Annotated in this window: 9 protein-coding genes; 8 read left to right on the forward strand and 1 reads right to left on the reverse strand. The window is 45.4% G+C overall.

What is annotated here, in order from left to right; genetic code table 11:
• Positions 1 to 123: 123 nt before the first annotated feature.
• The gene (locus Q1B03_RS17410; RefSeq protein WP_299744317.1) at positions 124 to 4,179 is read right to left on the reverse strand and encodes a S8 family serine peptidase; all 4,056 of its coding nucleotides are present in this window, start codon (positions 4,177 to 4,179) and stop codon (positions 124 to 126) included.
• Between the two features lie 795 nt (positions 4,180 to 4,974).
• On the opposite strand from Q1B03_RS17410, the gene Q1B03_RS17415 reads away from it, so the two are divergent.
• From Q1B03_RS17415 to Q1B03_RS17450, 8 genes are all read left to right on the forward strand, one after another.
• A complete protein-coding gene (locus Q1B03_RS17415; protein ID WP_299744320.1) occupies positions 4,975 to 7,593 on the forward strand; it encodes an endo-beta-N-acetylglucosaminidase in 2,619 nt (872 codons plus the stop codon).
• A 317-nt stretch (positions 7,594 to 7,910) separates the two neighbouring features.
• On the forward strand, positions 7,911 to 8,858 hold the full coding sequence (manA, locus tag Q1B03_RS17420) for a mannose-6-phosphate isomerase, class I (RefSeq protein ID WP_299744323.1): 948 nt from the start codon (positions 7,911 to 7,913) through the stop codon (positions 8,856 to 8,858).
• A gap of 270 nt (positions 8,859 to 9,128) precedes the next feature.
• Positions 9,129 to 10,496, forward strand: a complete 1,368-nt coding sequence (locus Q1B03_RS17425; protein WP_299744326.1) for a glycoside hydrolase family 1 protein — start codon at positions 9,129 to 9,131, stop codon at positions 10,494 to 10,496.
• A gap of 9 nt (positions 10,497 to 10,505) precedes the next feature.
• Positions 10,506 to 11,414, forward strand: coding sequence for an ROK family protein (locus Q1B03_RS17430; protein WP_299744329.1), 909 nt, complete (start codon positions 10,506 to 10,508; stop codon positions 11,412 to 11,414).
• On the forward strand, positions 11,407 to 12,036 hold the full coding sequence (locus tag Q1B03_RS17435; protein ID WP_299744332.1) for a YesL family protein: 630 nt from the start codon (positions 11,407 to 11,409) through the stop codon (positions 12,034 to 12,036). Before Q1B03_RS17430 ends, Q1B03_RS17435 begins: the two co-directional genes overlap by 8 nt.
• Positions 12,033 to 14,729, forward strand: coding sequence for an alpha-mannosidase (locus Q1B03_RS17440; RefSeq protein ID WP_299744335.1), 2,697 nt, complete (start codon positions 12,033 to 12,035; stop codon positions 14,727 to 14,729). The genes Q1B03_RS17435 and Q1B03_RS17440 overlap by 4 nt, the downstream gene beginning before the upstream one ends.
• Positions 14,730 to 14,735: 6 nt before the next feature.
• Positions 14,736 to 16,055, forward strand: a complete 1,320-nt coding sequence (locus Q1B03_RS17445; protein ID WP_299744338.1) for a glycoside hydrolase family 125 protein — start codon at positions 14,736 to 14,738, stop codon at positions 16,053 to 16,055.
• A 13-nt stretch (positions 16,056 to 16,068) separates the two neighbouring features.
• A complete protein-coding gene (locus tag Q1B03_RS17450; RefSeq protein WP_299744340.1) occupies positions 16,069 to 19,218 on the forward strand; it encodes an alpha-mannosidase in 3,150 nt (1,049 codons plus the stop codon).
• Positions 19,219 to 19,294: the final 76 nt, after the last annotated feature.

Below are 19,294 nucleotides of genomic sequence, written 5' to 3' on the forward strand. Positions count from 1 at the left end.
TAGATCTAAACGACCGTTTGATTAAGATAGGGACAGAGGAACTGCTCCAAAAGTAAAAAGACGAGGGGATGATTTCCCTCGTCTTTTTTTGAATTCTGGGACAGGGAACCTGTCCCCGTGTCCCTAATTCACACCCAATTCTTCCAAGATGTCCTCAAGTGTGACTCCTTCACTTTCTGTTTGTGGCTCAGGAGGATCTTGGACATCCGGATTCTGCAGTAAGTAGTTCTGGACTACCCAATTAAGGTCTTTGTTGTCTACTGTTCTATCGAAATTGATGTCCGCATTGCGATTCGTTGAATGCCAGTTCTCTTTGATGAGCAAGGCATCGAGAATGTCAATGGTATCATCTTGGTTCACATCGCCTGGTGTTGGATAGAACGTAAATAGGTTTATTTGTTGACCAAGGACCTCATCACCCATTTGTACACCGACTCCCGCTGATTGATGTACGGTAAAATGTCCCGGTAAGGAAATGTCTAATCGGAATGGTTCTGATGTGATAGGCAACTTAGATAGGACAAAATCGCCATATCGATTCACACTGCCTGTTCCGTCATATTCGGTCCCGTCTGGATACTGGAGGTTGATGGTGGCTCCCACGGTTGTCCAGTCTAAACCGAAGCTTACGCCACGCGAACTAACCCTTCCGATAAGCTCCGAATAAGTTGGAACAATGTTGATGGATTCTGAAGCAAAAGGAATCGTTTTTCCCTCATCAAGATGGTTCGTGTACGTAAAGGTTGGCTTCATTTCTCCGATGACTTGGAAACTGGAATCTTTTACTTTGATTTCGAGGTCGACTGCCTTTAGCTCTCCGCTCATGGGATGATCAACATCCAATGTAACGTTGAGATTGTTTCCTTGAAGTTCTGAATTCACGACGGGGTTAGCGTCATCACTCAACTGCACATTCGGTCGAACGTCCACGACGTCAAAATACTTCGCGAAATTCGGGATAGTCCATTTTCCTGATACCAGATCTTTTACGTTGTCTACGACTAGAGTGGTCGTGAACGTGTCTCCCATGTTTACCGTCGATGCGTTAGAATCCATGTATCCGTATGGCATTCCTTCTTTAATAAAATAATAGGTCTTCTTTTCACTCCTATTATTAGCTGCGTCATTTGCAAAGATAGCATAGCTCATAAAAGGTTTGTTCGCGTCCAACGGTACCTTCAGAGAAATGGATCCATCAGCTGCCACCGGCAGTACAGGATTGTAATTGTTATTGATGGAATAATTGATTGTATTCAAGCTTTGATCTACGTTCATCCCCGCATTCATCATTTGATCAATCTCATGGTCGTGTACGTTCACGTCCAACGTATACTCTTCTTGATCAGCTGGATATTCAATGACAGGGGACTCGTTTTCGTCTAATGGACTAAGTAAACTCGGATTCTTAGGATCTATGAAAATAGTCATTTCCTGTGTAAACACTAGATCCCGCTTACTGGTTCCGATTGCCTTTATTTTATAGAAGCCTGGCTGTGCTTGCGTAGCCTTTGAGGCGATCGGTTGTTCTTCTTCATTCGTAAAGCGGAAGTACTCCCCATTAAATACGTCTCTGACAAGATAATGTATGCCGTCGTAAGCAGATTCTAGGTTGAGTGACCCCAGGTAGCCCAGGTCTTCACCGGTGTTCCCTTCTGTTAAGACGAAATCTATCTTTTTCATAGGTGACTTGAAGCTGAATAAGAGGTCCACCCATGATTTAGCAAAGTAGTTCCGCTTTACATGAACATAAGGGGGGGAAATGGCAGGCGAAGAAAGCTCGGTGAAATGGAATCCGCTTTCCATGGTCCTGAAGGCAAATGGAATTCGATAGCTTTCTTCCAGGTCTAATTTATTTACAAACGTAATATAGCCTTCATACATGCCGATTTCAGCAGTCTCTGGAACGGTTAAGAAAACATTTGTCTTTTGTTTGGCATTCGCCTTTACTTTCACCTTATCGTCGACGACCACTTGTACGCCATTTTTGTCAGCATCCAAAGAAGTTTCAGTGAATTCTACCGAAACATCGAATTGTTTTTTCTTCTTTCCCTTATTTTCAATGGTAATCGATCTTTGTGTACGAACATGTCCTTCATCTGGAAAATAAGAGCCAAAGCTAAGACCGCCGGTTATTTCGTCTAGCTCTACTTTCTCCCCTTGATCGATCATGGGCGTCTTATCCATGACTTTCAATTCTATTTCTGAATGAACGGCATCGTAAGGGCTTATTCTTCCTGCCCCGATATCAAACACACTATATTCCCCATTTAAAGGAACCGATGTATTCATTAAGAGTGTTTTGATGTCCGCCGGCTGAAGGTCAGGATCATTCTGAAGCATCAGAGCCGCCATTCCCGCTACGTGTGGGGCGGCCATGGATGTACCTGAATAACGGTCATAGGCAAATTGGTAATCGGATGAGTCAGCGTTATACACGGAATAGGCCGGTACCGTAGATAAAACGCTTACTCCTGGTGCCGTCACTTCTGGTTTGATATCGATATTTTCCCTGGAAGGGCCACGTGAGCTGAATTCGGCCAGTTCATCCTCTTTTGTATAACTCACTGTGTAGTTTGAAAATGTGAGTTTCGCCTCACCAGAATGAAGAAGATCCTTTAACTCCAGTCCGTCTTGATTGTTCATGTAAAAGCTAGGAATAAAGCGGTGATCTTCTCCAGCGAAATATGAAAATTCTCCTATTTCAGGGTCACTGTGATAAACCAATACTGCTTTCGCACCGTGTTCCTTTGCGTAGACAATTTTATCTTGTGTGCCAATGACTCCATGATTGACCAGTACCACTTTCCCTTCAACATTCTTCCCATCGTAGTCACTTCTTCTTCCATTCCCAAGGTCTACAATGTCTAATGACTGGTCCTCAAATGAGCCTAAGTCCGTGACAAAATCATTCGCGTATTCTTGCAGCTTAATAGATACATTTTTTCCGTCTGATGCTGTAAAGTTTACAATCGGCAGGGAAGTGGAACTGGCACCTACAGTCAGTGCATAGGCAGCTGCCCCGGGTGTACCCAGTGAGTACGCCTTTGAACCGGTGTTTCCTGCTGAAACGACGGCCACAACTCCACTCAATACGGCATTGTTAATGGCAATGCTCGTTGGATCAAAGGGTTCATTCGCGGTCATCCCTAAGGAGAGGTTGATGATATCCATCCCATCTGAAACGGCTCTGTCAATCCCGGCGATAATGTCTTCCGACTGCCCAGATCCATAAGGACCCAATACCCGGTAGCCGTACAATTGAACATCAGGGGCAACACCCTTCACAGTCACTCCACCGGTGTTTTTACCTTGAGCTGCGATGGTACCTGATACATGAGTTCCATGAGAGGTATAGTAAAAATTAAAATTGTCTACAAGGGGACGTCCCGATGCTTTCCAATCCTCATAGGTCGTCTCCATGGGATCATCGTCGTTATCCACGATGTCATAACCACCTGCAAACGCATCCTTTAGATCCGGGTGATGGTAATCAATCCCCGTATCGATTACGCCCACTTTTACTCCCTTTCCTGTGATGCCTTCCTCATGGAGTCGATCGATTCCTAAAAACGGGATGCTGTCTGCCATATGTGGTGTAAAGGGCTCTTGATTGTTTTCTTGTTCTTGTTCTGGTTCAATCGAAAACGTATTGTTTTTATAAATGGCTTTAATCTCATCGAGCTCTAATAATGTCTCAATCTTGTCGGCTGCCAATGTTACCGCCATTCCATTAAATGCTGTCTGATAGGTTTTTTCTATTTTGATGTTGTTCTTTTTAGCATAGGCTTTAAATTCTTGATGCTCACCTTGTACCTTCTCCCTGGCTTCCTTCACTGATAAATCCACCCCCTGTAATGCAGAGGTAAGTCTGGCGATTTCTTCAGGCTTCGATTGGAATTCAATGATGACCGTTGTGTCCGCTCCCATCAATAAGTCCCTGGGTTCAAATCCCAGTAACCCTTCATTTTGAGTCGCCTCTAATTTTTTTAAAGCCTTTCGTTGCTCTTCTGACAAGGAAGATAATAGGTCTACAGTGGAATCCTTTGAAGCCGCCTGGGTATTCTCTATTACACTAGTAAAAGGTGTGTAAATGGATAAAAGGAGAGTCGCTGTAACTAAAAGGTATGTACTCTTTTTAAGCTTTGATTTCTTTCTTGACTGAAATAATCTTGGTTTCATCAAATTTCCCCCACATCAACTAAATTAAAATCATGTCTTCTTCATGTTCCGGCTACTTTGGTTCTATTAGGAAGATGATCGATCTAAAGAAGCAATGAAAATTCTTCAAAGCAGGGAAACGATTAGTAGTCCAGAAATAGGTATCAACTGAACTGTATTGGTGCTATTAAAAATGTCATCACCACCCTTCAAGTATTTTGCTGGAAAACAAGTATGGATGAATGGTTGTAGTAAGTATTGAGGTAAGCAGGGAGACTCGCTGAGGTGGACGTACTAGTTTTATAGATCATTTTCTATAATTGATTGAATTGTATACTCACATGAATTCTATTACAATTGGGGTATTTTTTACCGACTTAATATCTACAAAGTATGTCATAAGCCTTCTGGTGCTTACAGTTTTGGCTGTTGTACATTTCCATAGAATCAAAATAAGAGTTTCACTTGGGGTTTTAGCGAGATGGGACATGGGGACAGGCACCCTGTCCCAAAGAAGAGAGAAGGACAGGGGGACAAGGAACATGTTCCCCTGTCCTATTTGAATTCTGGGACAAGGAACCTGTCCCCCTGTCCCACTGTAAAATTTAAAGATTAGCTGTTCATACTTTACAACATCCTCCAGAGCGATTGATTCCTATATCCGTCTCGACTAAATTAAATCTAATCAGTCTGCTTTTCTCAATTATTGTAAGCGTTAACAAATTTGGGATTGGTGGTTTCGAATTGGAAGAGGGGGTGGGTTAGAACGAGGCAGTAAGTCTGTGAATCAATCATAAATGGAGGGTGAGTGAAGGAATGAAGAACGGTAAAAAAAGGATTATTGGAAGTCTCATGTTTTTTGTCTTGTTTCTTTTTCCCTTGGCAGTATCGGCGGAAGGTCCCACTTCTTCTCATTGGTATCCGGAAGAGCTTCTGGAGTGGTCTCCTGAGCAGGATCCGGACGCAGCCTACAACAGGTCCATGGTTCCTCTTGCAAAACGGGTGGAGTCAAGTGACAGGAATAATGCTCCACGCGTTGTAGCTTTATCTGCTTTAAATCCTCATACGAGCGGTGTACCTTCTCAAGGAGGTAAAGAGTTTTATGCGAATACATTTGCCTTTTGGCAATATGTGGACGTAATGGTGTACTGGGCAGGCTCTTCCGGGGAAGGTATCATCGTGCCCCCGAGTGCTGATGTGATTGATGCTTCTCACCGTAACGGTGTACCGATCTTAGGGAATGTCTTCTTCCCGCCGAAAGTGTATGGCGGAAAAGAAGAGTGGGTCGACCAAATGCTGACACAGCGGGAGGATGGTTCGTTCCCGGCTGCCGACAAATTGCTTGAAGTGGCGGATTATTATGGATTTGACGGATGGTTTATTAACCAGGAGACCGAGGGTGGAGACGGGGAACAAGCGGAGAAGATGCAAGAGTTCCTTCTCTATCTTCAGGAAAATAAGCCAACGGACTTTGAGATTATGTGGTATGACTCCATGGTGAAATCAGGCGATATCGATTGGCAGAACTATTTGACGGATGAGAATACGTACTTCCTGCAAGATGAGGACCGACGTGTGTCCGATAGTATGTTCCTGAATTTCTGGTGGAGAGGTGGAAGTCAGGAACGCTCGTACGAAAAGGCGTTGGAAATCGGACGATCTCCTTATGATTTGTATGCGGGAATTGATGTGGAAGCCAATGGGACTAAGACCTCTGTAAAGTGGGACAATTTAGTCAAAGAAGACGGCTCTCTTTGGACATCCCTTGGTATTTATCGCCCAGATTGGGCATTTAAATCATCAAATGCTATGAACGAGTTTTATCAAAAAGAAGAAGCGTTTTGGACAGGGGACCCTGAAGTGAACTGGCCAGGGATTGCAAGTCATTTTACTAAAAAGACAACGATCCAGTCGCTTCCATTCACGACGAATTTCAATACGGGAAGTGGAGAATTCTTCGCCATTGACGGGGAGAAGTCATCCGAACAGGAGTGGAATAACCGAAGTCTCCAAGACATTTTACCGACTTGGCGTTGGAAAGTGGACGGAGAAGGTGAATTATTGAATCCAGCCTTTGATTGGAGTACGTCTTACTATGGTGGAAGCTCATTGAAAGTTCATGGAAACCGTGATGAGACCAGTAAGACCACCCTGTCCCTTTATGAAACAGATGTGGAGATTACCAAAGATACGAAATTTTCGATTACGTACAAAACGGATGAAAAGAAACCGGAGATGGACGTGCAACTGGACTTTGATGATGATAAGACTTCATTGATGGAAGTGAAAAAGAAGAGTCGTGGAGGTTGGGTCACCCAAACGTTTAACCTGACGAAATTCAAGGGACATCATCTTTCCGCCGTTTCCCTTCACTTCGATAAAGTGAAAGAACCTGGGGACTATGAAATCCATATTGGAGAAATCAAGATCTACAATGACAAAGATGAAAAAGAGAAGCCGAAAAAGCCAACGGGGCTTGAGGTCTCTCACATCCATTTCATTGATGGGTTATATGCGGATGTCCGGTTGTCATGGAATAAGATGGACGAAGTGAAACAGTATGAGGTGTACAGAATTCATACTGATGGCTCCAAGGAGTGGGTAGGGGCAACTCCAAACCATGTCCTTGCCTTGAATGACTTGAAAAGGAATGGAAAAGAAACAGCTACATCTTATGAGTTGGTACCAGTCAGTGAGGAGCTTGTAAGAGGGGATAGCAGTGTGGTCACAATGGATTGGCCAGCCTACCCGAAACCGGAAGCAGACTTTCGGGTCGATCAAACGGTTGTGCGACCGGGGGATAAGGTCCAGTTCTTTAGCGAAGCTTCAGAAGTAACGGAAGAGTGGGAATGGCAGTTCGAGGGTGGTCAGCCGGAGGTTAGTTCAGAGGAGAACCCTGTCGTTCACTATCCCGAAGAGGGGTTATTTTCCGTAACCCTGACGGCTCGGAATACTTCGGGCGAAGATGTCATGACGAAACAAGCTTATATTTATGTCTCTGAAGACGCGGATGCGACTAGAAATGTCGCCTTGAATAAATCGACTGAATCAAGTGGTGCCTGTGCTCCAAGTGAAGGGGCAGACAAGGCTGTTGATGGGGAAGTGGAGAATAACAGTAAATGGTGTGCGCTTGGTACGGATCAGTGGATGGTCGTTGACTTGGGGGATACACATCATCTATCCAAATTCATCGTGAAACATGCTGAAGCAGGAGGAGAATCCCTGGCGTTCAACACGAAATCCTTTGTCATAGAGACAAGCATGGATGGAGAAACGTGGAAAGAGAACGTAAGCGTGGAGGATAATCAGGCCGCTGTAACCGAGCATACGATAGCTGTAACGGAAGCTCGCTTTGTTCGTTTATCGATAAACGAACCTACCCAAACAGGAGACCAAGCTGCACGTATTTATGAACTGGAGGTTTATGGATATTAGTAGTGTAGTAGGGATGTAGAATGGAATGCTGCCAAAATCGCCTGTCGATTTTGGCCTTTTTATAGGTGTCGACCCTCGTTTGGGATAGTCAAGCGATAGAGATAAGGAGTGACAAGAAGCTGGAAGGGAAGCGGTCATACAGAATACGCCGCTACCGATGATCAAATGTCAATCTGATAGAAAGTCTACTTGAGGGTAGAACATGTTCCGTAAGGCAATCAGTCGGAATGGAGTGTAACGAGTACGAATATGCTAGGCATCAAGATATAACTTCAACTGGATTAAGTGAATAAGATCAATTGAATAAGGAGGATATCATGAACCAGCCACTATTTCTACAACCCGTATTTCAAGAGAGAATTTGGGGAGGTACGGCTTTAAAAGAGCGATTTAACTACAATATTCCATCTGATGAAACAGGAGAGTGCTGGGCTATATCCGGCCATCCCAATGGGCAGAGTACCGTAATCAACGGAGAGTTCGCAGGGAAGACCATTGGTGAGCTTTGGGAAGAACATCGCGAGCTATTCGGCAAGCATCCTTCCCCCGTATTTCCATTATTAAAGAAGATATTAGACGCGAATGCGGATCTTTCTGTGCAGGTTCACCCGAATGATGCTTACGCGAATGAACACGAAAACGGTGAACTGGGTAAAACCGAATGTTGGTATATCATTGATTGTGAAGAGGGTGCTGAAATGATCTTCGGGCATACAGCTCAAACGAAGGAAGAATTCGTTTCCATGATTGAAAACGGTAAGTGGAGTGAACTTCTCCGACGCATTCCTGTGAAGCCTGGTGACTTCTTCTATGTTCCAAGTGGCACGATCCATGCCCTGTGCAAAGGAACGTTGGTCCTCGAAACACAGCAAAGCTCAGATACGACCTATCGTGTGTATGACTATGACCGAAAGGATGGGGGAGGGAACAACCGGGAACTGCATATCGATAAATCCATTGAAGTGACGACGATCCCGCACAGGTTTGAAGCTGTTAAGCCAGTTGTGGAAACGCGTGAAGGAGTCGAGTCCACTAAGTTTGTGGAAACGGAATACTTTACCGTATACAAATGGCAAGTAGACGGGCATGCCGCATTTCTGCAGGACCAGCCATTTCAGCTGGCAAGTGTATTGAACGGAAACGGAATGCTGAAAGTCCATGGAGAAGAATATTGTCTGACAAAAGGAGATCATTTCATTTTACCCGCGGATGTCGAGACGTGCGAGATCGAAGGACGGGTCGAGTTGATTGTATCTCATGTTTGATAGGTTGTAAGAATGGCGCAGAGCTTATAGGCTTTGCGTTTTTTATATTTTGGCATACCTCAGGGGAACAGAGAATGGTAGGTTGATTGTTTCGTGAGAACGACACCGTTCCAGAACATGACCCTCATCCACCCATCCACAAAGGTGTCATTATTAAAGTTTTCATGCGTTTATTAAAGGAGTTGGAGTGAACATATTCCAACTCCTTTTTATTCTTTATATGATGGCTTTAAGAGTAAATGTAAGCGATTTCTAGAGAGGGTGGTATAAATGGGATTTCCTGATGGTTTTTTATGGGGGGCGGCTTCTTCGGGACCACAGATGGAGGGAGCGGGGAGTAGTGAAGGAAAGGCTCAGAATGTTTGGGATTACTGGTTTCAGAAGGAGCCCGAACGTTTCTTTCAGCAGATGGGGCCGGAAGACACTTCAGGCTTTTATGCACACTATAAAGAAGACATCGTCACGATGAAGCAAATAGGCTTTAATTCCTTTCGAACCTCGATATCATGGTCCCGGTTATTGCCTGATGGCATTCAAGTGAACGAAGAGGCGGTTGCCTTTTACAGGGATGTATTTAAGCGGCTGAACGAAAGTGGGATTAAGCCCATTGTCAATTTGTTTCATTTCGATATGCCCTTTCGGTTGTACGAGAAAGGCGGTTGGGACAATCGGGAAGTGGTGGATGAATTTGAGTTTTACGCTAAGGTGACATTTGAACGATTCGGGGACCTTGTAGAGGAGTGGGTCACGTTCAATGAGCCCATTGTACCTATAGAGATGGGTTATTTAAATGATAAGCATCTGCCGGGAGTATTCAATCTCAATCGAGCCTTTCAGGCAGGCTTTCATACGTTGATGGCCCATGTGAAAGCAGTGAGGGCATTTAAGGAGAGGAACAACTCGGGCAAAATAGGGATCATTTTGAACTTAACGCCAAGCTATCCCCGTTCTGATAGCCCTAAAGATGTGGAAGCGGCTATGTGGGCAGATGTACTGTTTAATCGGAGCTTTTTAGATCCGGTAGTGAAGGGAGAGTTCCCGGAGGAGTTGTTGTCCTTCATAGAACAAGAACACATTCACGTTCGTTCCTTTCCTGGAGACCTCCAACTATTGAAAGAGTATACCGTGGACTTTCTAGGTGTTAATTATTATCAGCCAAGGAGGGTAAAGGCAGGCTCACCTGCTTCGGCCGGCACACTTGATCACTATTTCGAACCTTATCAATGGGACGGAGCGAAAATGAATCCACATCGCGGATGGGAAATATACGAAAAAGGCATGTATGATATTGCCCTGACAGTAAGAGACCAATATGGGAACATCCCCTGGTATATCGCAGAGAATGGGATGGGAGTGGAAGGTGAAGCAAGGTTTAGAGATTCTTCAGGGATGATTCAGGATTCCTACCGGATTGAATTCATGTGCAATCATCTAAAGTGGCTTCACAAAGGAATAGAAGAAGGCTCAAATTGTTATGGGTATCATGTATGGACCTTCATTGATAACTGGTCATGGCTGAATGAGTACAAAAATAGGTATGGCCTCGTTGAACTGGATTTGGAGACCGGAAGAAGGAAAAAGAAAAAAAGTGCAGACTGGTTCAAGGTACTGGCCGAATCAAATCAGCTTCCGGAATGAGGTGAAGAAATGGAGTTTCTATTAACCATTGATATCGGGGGGACCTTTATCAAACTTGCGCTGATTTCCATTACGGGTCAGCCGGTTGAGAAAGAAGAAGTATCAACCCCTCAATCAATCGAAGAGTTTTGTGACGTGATCGACCAATATTATAAGCGCATGAAGAAGTATTCTTTTATTGGCTTAAGCATTAGCAGTCCTGGGAGTGTGACGGACACTGGACATGTCTTAGGCTACAGTGCTGTGCCATTTATACATGAACATAATGTCAAACATTTGCTCAGTAAGAGGTATGAGTTGCCGGTTTTCATGGAGAATGACGCCAATTGTGCCGCCCTTTCAGAGCTTTGGAAAGGGGCGGCAAGAGAATGTGAAACGTTTGCCTGTATCGTATGTGGCACGGGAGTTGGCGGGGCTCTTGTTATGAACAAGAAACTCGTCAAGGGAGCCAATCTTCATGGCGGCGAATTCGGCTACTCGATTTTAGCAAGTGACACTCATGAAAATGTGTATGAGACATGGAGTGAGATGGGTTCATCCTCTGCCCTTTCAAGAAGGCTGAAGCATCAACCCCCTTATTTCGAAGGGTGGACGGGACCGCGGGTATTTGAACAAGCTGGCAAGCACCATGTAGAAGCTCGGAAATCATTGGATTCCTTTTTTTCTACCCTCGCTATCGGGATTTTCAACATCCAGTACATAGTGGATCCCGAGAAGATTTTGGTAGGTGGAGGCATCACGAGACAGCCTGATTTTTTAGAAGAGCTGGAGCAGCGAATGGACCGGTTATTGGAAGCGAAGCCTATTGCCAAGGTACGGCCCTCCATCTCTTTGTGTCACTATCTGGATGAAGCTCAATTAGTTGGAGCTGCATATGGGTGGCTGAAAGAATACAGAAAGGATGATCTTCGTGTTTAGTCGACTGGGAGATTTGTTTACAGATGCGAGCCTGTGGATTTGGAAGACGATTCAACTCAATCTTACTTGGTTCTTACACATAGTAATGGGTGGTGTGGTATTGGGGATCTTTCCTGCCACCGTTTCGTTATTTGCCATTACGAGAAAGTGGTTGCAAGGTGGACGGGATGAACCTTTCTTCAATGAATACCATCATTATTACAAACGGAATTTCTGGAAGGTTAACAGTCTGGGCTGGATCTATTTTAGTGTAGGTCTGTTCTTATCAGTGGATCTCTATCTTGTTACTCAGTTAAAAGGCATCATGGCTTTATTCAGCACGGTGCTCATTTTATTCATATGTATCCTGTATGTATTCTCATTTCTGTATTTCTTTCCCTATTACGTTCATTTTGATCAGTCGTTTAAGCATTACCTGTACCAGCCGTTCATTATGACGATCATTAGCTTCAAGCAGAACCTCATCCTCTCCATCGGCTTAACGATGGTAGGATACCTGATTTATCAAATGCCCGGGTTGATTCCTTTTGCCCTGGGTGTCATGCCTGCCTATTGGGTGATGAAAGTATCGATGAACCGCTATAAACAATTGCACGTCGAAATGATTGGAGGAGAGTCATGATGAAGAACAAAACCGCTCATATTATTTCTCATTCCCATTGGGACCGGGAATGGTATATGTCACTCGAGGAACACCGTTATTACTTAGTCAAGCTGTTTGATGATCTATTAGAGCAATTGGCACAAGATCCGGGTTTCCACAGTTTTCACCTGGATGGCCAAACGATTATGGTCGATGACTACCTGCAGGTGCGTCCTGATAAAGGAGAAGAAGTCAAACGATATATCCGTGAAGGACGTTTGATCATCGGTCCTTGGTATATCTTGCAGGATGCATTTCTTACGAGCTCTGAAGCGAATGTACGGAATTTGCTTTATGGAATGAAAGATACGAAGAAATTCGGGCAAGAGGGGACGCTGGGATATTTCCCTGATACCTTTGGGATTTACGGTCAGGCCCCGCAATTATTACAGCAGGCAAACATTGATGTGGCTGCTTTCGGTAGAGGGGTGACACCGACAGGGTTCAATAATCAGGTTCATCACAATGATGAATTCTCTTCCCCATATTCAGAAATGAAGTGGCAGGCTCCCGATGGCTCGAATGTATTGGGGATCTTATTTGCCAATTGGTATTCCAATGGAAATGAAATACCTGCCGATCAAGGGGAGGCTGAAGAATTTTGGAAAAAGAAGCTTTCAGACGCGGAGAAATTTGCTTCGACTTCCCAATTGTTATTTATGAATGGCTGTGACCATCAACCTCTGCAAAAGGATATTGTGGAAGCCATTGCGACGGCCAATGAGCTCATAACGGGCGTCACATTCAAGCATTCAAGTTTCAAGGAGTATATAGACGAGGTGAAGAAGGAGCTGCCGGATGAGCTTCAAACCATTCACGGGGAACTCAGGAACCAAAAAACGGATGGATGGTCGACCCTTGTGAACACGGCCTCTGCGAGGATCTATTTAAAGCAGGCGAATGACCGCTGTCAGACTCTATTGGAGCGAGTATTGGAGCCGATGGGGCTCATGGTAGAAGACAAAAAACTTCACCGTGATTTTGCGGAATTTTATTGGAAGATGCTGATGGAGAATCATCCTCATGACAGTATTTGCGGATGCAGTGTAGATAGCGTCCATCGGGAAATGGAGACCCGTTTCGAGAAGGTTGAGAAAGGGGTTATGAGATATGTAACGGAGCAGGCGCGTGAGATTGCATCGGGTATCTACACAACACATCATCACCCCGACGCGATTCCCCTTATTCTGTTTTTCACGGATGGAAAACCTTCTACACGGGTCATTCGGGAAAAAGTGATGGTTCAGAAAATCTATTTCGATGAACTGGATTTTCGTCAGATCCCGAATAAGTTGAAAAGCATTCCACTCCCTTCGTTTGTCATGGAGAGAGGGGATGGTTCAACGATCCCTGTCCATGTGAAAGAAAAGGGTATCTCATTCGGTTACGACCTCCCTGGAGATGGATTCAGAAAACCTTATTATGCGAAGGAAATAGACATAACCTTTGCATTAGAAACCTCGATTCATATTGGGTATGAAACGTGTTATTTAGTACCTGTTGAGGATGCGCCTCATGAGGAGAATCTTATGTGGCATGCATCAGAACATAAGCTTGAAAATGAGCATATGTGCGTGACCGTTCATGAGAACGGAACCTATTCACTCTTGGACAAACAAACGGGCTTCCATTATGAAAACCTTGGTATGTATGAAGACATGGGGGATATCGGGAACGAGTATATGTTCAAAGCAAGCAGTGACGGTATCGCCTTCACGACCAAACAGCAAATCTCTACCTTGAACATTGTAGAAAATAACCCGTATCGTGCATCCGTTGAGATCGAGTCCAGGATATCTGTCCCGAAGCAAGCCGATGAACAATTAGACATTGAGCGGCAGGACCTGGTCTGGCACCCAGATCGTCAAGCGGGACGACATGAGGAAGAAGTGGTCCTGACCTTTAAAACATTGCTCATTCTTGAAAAGGGTTCTAAAGGGCTGAAGGTCGAAGTGACCATCGACAATCAAGCAAAAGACCATCGTTTGCGTGCACTGTTTCCCGTTGGAACAGGGAATCAGTATCACTTTGCCGATAGTGTGTTTGAAGTGGTAAAGCGTCCAAATCGACCGGAAAGTCAGTGGATCAATCCCGCTTTCGATCACCATATGCAAAGGTTTGTCAGCTTGAATGACCACGAGAAGGGGTTGACGATTGCAGGGAAGGGTCTTCATGAATATGAAATCGTCGACGGGAAATCCATTGCGGTCACACTGCTCCGTTCCGTTGGGGAGCTCGGGGACTGGGGGGTGTTTGAAACACCGGAAGCACAGTGCCTTGGTCTTCATAAAGCGGAATTTATGGTGATCCCCCATCGAGGAAATGTTATAGAGTCACGTGCTTTCAAGGATGCCTATCACTATCCATTGACTCCGACTGTTGTTCAAGTTGAGCAAAGCCGAGGGAGAAATGAACAGACTGGCAATCTACTTAAATGGTCAGGTGATGCTTTAACCTTGACTGCATGTAAGCCTGCAGAAGAAGGAAAGGGGACCATTGCAAGGTGGTTCAACCCGACGGATGAACCGCAGGAACTGAGAGTGGAGGGAGATGAAGTCTATCTTTCTACGATTCTGGAAGAGAAGAAAGACCTTCTTGGACTCGGAAACGCAGTGAAGATCATCCGCCCTAAAGAAATTATCACTGTTTTAATTCAAACTGACGAGGAGTGATTGAACATGAGTGAAAAAGTGATACCAGCGTCCTTTCAAACAATTATGAATAAAGTAAAGTCGGCCTATAGCCATGATCCGGAAGTCTATGAATTATTCGAAAACTGCTTTCTGAATACGTACCAAACGACATTGAAGAAGGATGAGGATGGAACCTTTGTGATAACGGGTGACATCCCGGCCATGTGGCTCCGGGATTCATCGGCCCAGGTACGTCCCTATTTGGTTCTTGCGAAAGAAGATGCGGAGATTGCCGCTATGCTGAAAGGGGTCATCGAGCGCCAATGGAAGTATATTCTTCTGGACCCTTATGCGAATGCCTTCAACCGGGCGGCAGACAATCAAGGTCACCAGGCCGACCGTACGGAGATGACTCCTTGGATCTGGGAACGTAAATATGAAGTGGACTCCCTCTGTTATCCCATTCAATTGACGTACCTTTACTGGAAGGCAACAGGAGACGGGAGCGTGCTGAATGATCAGCTCAAGGAAGTGCTGACGGTCATCCATGATGTATGGAAAGTGGAACAGAGTCACGAGGCAGAATCTCCGTATCTCTTTGAACGGGAGAACTGCCGCGTATCGGACACTCTCCTGAGGGAGGGAAAAGGCGGGTACTCCGTGAAGACCGGTATGACTTGGTCGGGATTCAGACCTAGTGATGACGCTTGTTTATATGGATATCTTGTGCCTGCCAATATGTTCGCTGTGGTTGTACTGGGATATGCGAAGGAAATGCTTGAGGAAATGAAAGAAGATCAGCTCGCTCGTCAAATGGAGCAGCTTTCGGTTGAAATCAAGAACGGTATCGAAACATTCGCTAAAGTGGACCATCCAGTCTTCGGGGAAATCTATGCGTACGAAACCGATGGGGACGGACGATACAACTTGATGGATGACGCCAACGTACCAAGCCTGTTGGCCATCCCGTATCTTGGATATACAGATGCTTCTGATGAAACGTATGGAAATACCCGTAAGTTCATTCTAAGTCGCCAGAACCCATACTTCTATGAAGGGAAGAAGGCGGAAGGAATCGGAAGCCCCCACACACCTGATCATTATATCTGGCATATCAGTCTGGCCATTCAGGGAATGACGGCGACTTCTAAAGAGGAAAAAGGAAGGATCCTCGAGATGTTCAAGAATACACACGCATCCACCCTCTATATGCATGAGGGCTTCGATGCCGATCGTCCGGAAGAGTTCACTCGTTCTTGGTTTGCATGGGCCAATTCCATGTTTAGTGAATTCATTCTAAGCGAAATCGGGATTTTCGTACCGGAAAGTCCATTGGCACGTATCCGTAAAAGTAAAAATTCTTGAATGGAGGTTCCATATGTTTTATCCTATCCAAAAGCTAGAAAACAGATTGAACGAGTTGGATCGCCTGCGATACCGGGGTATAAGGGGCATCGACTCTTTCCGTCTTCATGAGCCCCCAAAAGGAAAAGAGAACATTTTCCCTGAAGGCTATTCAGATCAAACGATGACCGTAAACGATACCTGGTCAGGAAGGGACAAATATCTGTGGCTGAATACGTCCCTGTCTATCCCGGAAGAATGGGAAGGAAACAAGGCTGTCCTCTTCCTTGATCTGGGAAGGACAGGGGGAGGGAACAACTCAGGATTCGAGTCCCTCCTCTATGTGAACGGGAAGCCGTTCCAAGGGGTCGATTCCAACCATAAAGAAGTCATCCTGCCTGCATATGACTCCCTCGATATCTCCATACAGCTTTGGTCAGGACTGGAAGGTGGCGGTCAGCCTGCTGACCAGTATTACCGGTTAAAGGAAGCCTGGTGGGGATACCTTGATGAGCAAGTGGATGACCTCTATTTCAAGTCCAAGGCGATACTGGATTCTATTAAGCAGCAAGATGAGAACGACCCTGCTCGTTCCAACCTTTTGGCCATCCTTAACCGGGCATTCCGTGAGATCGACTGGTCGGACAGGGATAGTGAGGCCTTTTATCAAACCCTTTATGCTGCCCGTTCTGTCCTGTTACAGGAAGTGGATAACCTTCCCAAGCATTCGGATGTATCCATTCATGCCATCGGCCACTCCCATATCGACCTTGCCTGGCTGTGGCGTACAAAGCACACGAAGGAAAAGGCAAGGAGGACATTCTACACAGTCCTAAGGTTGATGGAACTTTATCCTGACTACACTTTCCTGCAAAGTCAACCTCAGCTTTACGAATGGGTCAAGGAGGAAGACCCGGAATTGTTCGAAGCGATCAAAGAGAAGGTCGCCGACGGTCAGTGGGAGGTGGAGGGCTCCATGTGGGTGGAAGCCGACTGTAACATTCCGTCCGGTGAATCCTTCGTCCGGCAGCTTTTATATGGGAAGAGGTTTTTTGAGAAAGAGTTCAATAAGAAGACGCGGACATTATGGCTTCCTGATGTATTCGGCTACAGCTGGTCCCTGCCGCAACTATTAAGAAAATCCGGCATTGATACGTTCATGACGACGAAAATCAGTTGGAACCAATACAACCGGATGCCCCACGATACCTTCCAGTGGAGAGGGATCGACGGATCGGAAATCCTGACCCATTTCATTACGACGCCTGAACCGGGAAGACCCGCGGACTCATGGTTCTATACGTATAACGGGCTGATTACGGCTGAAACCGTAAAGGGCATTTGGGAAAAGTACCGTGATAAAGACTTGAATAAAGAACTGCTCCTGGCATATGGATACGGAGATGGAGGCGGCGGCGTCAACCGTGAGATGATTGAAATGAAACGCCACCTCGATACCGTTCCAAGCATGCCGTCCGTAAAGTCTGTCAATGCCCATGACTATTTCGAGAAACTTCATGATACAGTCGGGAAATCCGATCAGTACACTCATACGTGGGATGGGGAATTATATTTGGAGTATCACCGGGGTACGTATACCAGTCATGCGAAGATGAAAGAAATGAATCGCAAGCTGGAATACGGGTACCGTGAAGCGGAACTTCTCTCTTCCTGGAACAGTGCTGTGAATGGATGGGATCACTATCCACAGGCGCTCCTTGAAAAAGGATGGAAGATGATTCTGCTCAATCAATTTCACGACATCATCCCGGGTTCTTCGATTACGGAAGTATATGAGGATGCCCATCAAGATTATGAAAAAGCTTCTGCCATCAAAGATACGATTATGGTCTCTCAAGAGAACCAGATCTTCGATGGGGATAAACATTGGTCATTCCTCCATCCACATCAATATACATCATCGGTCCTCGTCACCGTGCCTGAATCCAATGGTGTTTATGTGCTGGATGGGAAAAAGGTCGAGACCCAGACTCTGTCTAATGGTGATACCCTCGTCCTGGTACCTGAAACGAAGCCTTTCTCCTATCATACACTCAGTTTGGCAGGGAAGGGGGAGAAGGAAAAGGGGATGTTAAGTAACATTGACTTGAATGAAAGAAGATGGGAAACACCGTTTTATCACATCCGCTGGAATTCAAATGGTCACATTACAAGTCTCTTCGATAAAGAAGAGGGGAGGGAGATGATTCAGGAGGGAGCAGCGGGCAATGTGCTGAAACTCTACGAAGACAAGCCGCTCGCCCACGATGCCTGGGACATCGACCTGTACTATGTGGAGAAATCGACACCTATTGATTTCCTAAAGGAGTGTACTATACTTGAAAATGGACCATTAAAAACAACTGTGGCATTCACATGGAAAACTCCGCAGATGGAGATTTTCCAGAAAATCCACTGTTATACTCATACAAAACGCATCGACTTCGAGACAGATATCGATTGGACGGCCAGACAGCAGCTTCTCAAAGTGGAGTTTCCAGTTAGCATCCGGTCCACCGAAGCGATTTACGATATCCAGTTCGGAAACGTCAAACGCCCAGCCCATTGGAACACTTCTTGGGATATGGCGAGATTCGAGTCGGTTGGTCATAAATGGGCGGCACTCAGCGAACCTTATTATGGGATCTGTTTAATGAACGATAGTAAGTATGGCTACTCGATTAAAGATAATGTCCTTGGCCTTTCTTTACTAAAAGGTCCTGTATATCCAGACCCCAAGGCGGATATAGGGCATCACCATTTCACCTATTCACTGTATCCTTTCGCTGGACAAACGTCCAAGCATGATATAGAGCGGGAATCCACTTACCTGAACACACCGTTTCGGATCGTCCAGGGAGAAGTCCGATCAGGGTTTCAGGAACCCTTTCTGTCAATTTCCGGCCATGGCGTCATCATCGACACGGTGAAAAAAGCGGAAGATCGTGAATCCCTGATTGTCCGTCTTCATGAAATGGAGGGTGCACGCTCGTCCGTCACCGTCACCAGCTCATTGCCGTTAAGTGCATGGCGGGAAATCAATCTTATGGAAGATGAAAGCATCTCGGATTTCAATGAAATCCCATTATGTTTGACGTTCAGTCCTTATGAAGTCAAGACGATTGAAATCGCGATAAAGGGGCAGAACTCTGGGCGTCCCAATTGGAGTGAACCACGGTTATAAGCAGATCGTTGTTCCGGCACCCATCAGGGAAGTCACCATCATCCGGACAGGACCACCGGATTTGCCCATTTGATCA

It is taken from the genome of uncultured Rossellomorea sp., assembly GCF_947488365.1.
In the GTDB taxonomy this organism is placed as follows: domain Bacteria; phylum Bacillota; class Bacilli; order Bacillales; family Bacillaceae_B; genus Rossellomorea.

Coding starts and splice junctions, on each gene's coding strand:
- manA (WP_299744323.1), top strand. CDS start 7,911: ATGAACCAGCCACTATTTCTACAACCCGTATTTCAAGAGAGAATTTGG.
- Q1B03_RS17430 (WP_299744329.1), top strand. CDS start 10,506: ATGGAGTTTCTATTAACCATTGATATCGGGGGGACCTTTATCAAACTT.
- Q1B03_RS17445 (WP_299744338.1), top strand. CDS start 14,736: ATGAGTGAAAAAGTGATACCAGCGTCCTTTCAAACAATTATGAATAAA.
- Q1B03_RS17450 (WP_299744340.1), top strand. CDS start 16,069: ATGTTTTATCCTATCCAAAAGCTAGAAAACAGATTGAACGAGTTGGAT.
- Q1B03_RS17440 (WP_299744335.1), top strand. CDS start 12,033: ATGATGAAGAACAAAACCGCTCATATTATTTCTCATTCCCATTGGGAC.
- Q1B03_RS17410 (WP_299744317.1), bottom strand. CDS start 4,179: ATGAAACCAAGATTATTTCAGTCAAGAAAGAAATCAAAGCTTAAAAAG.
- Q1B03_RS17415 (WP_299744320.1), top strand. CDS start 4,975: ATGAAGAACGGTAAAAAAAGGATTATTGGAAGTCTCATGTTTTTTGTC.
- Q1B03_RS17425 (WP_299744326.1), top strand. CDS start 9,129: ATGGGATTTCCTGATGGTTTTTTATGGGGGGCGGCTTCTTCGGGACCA.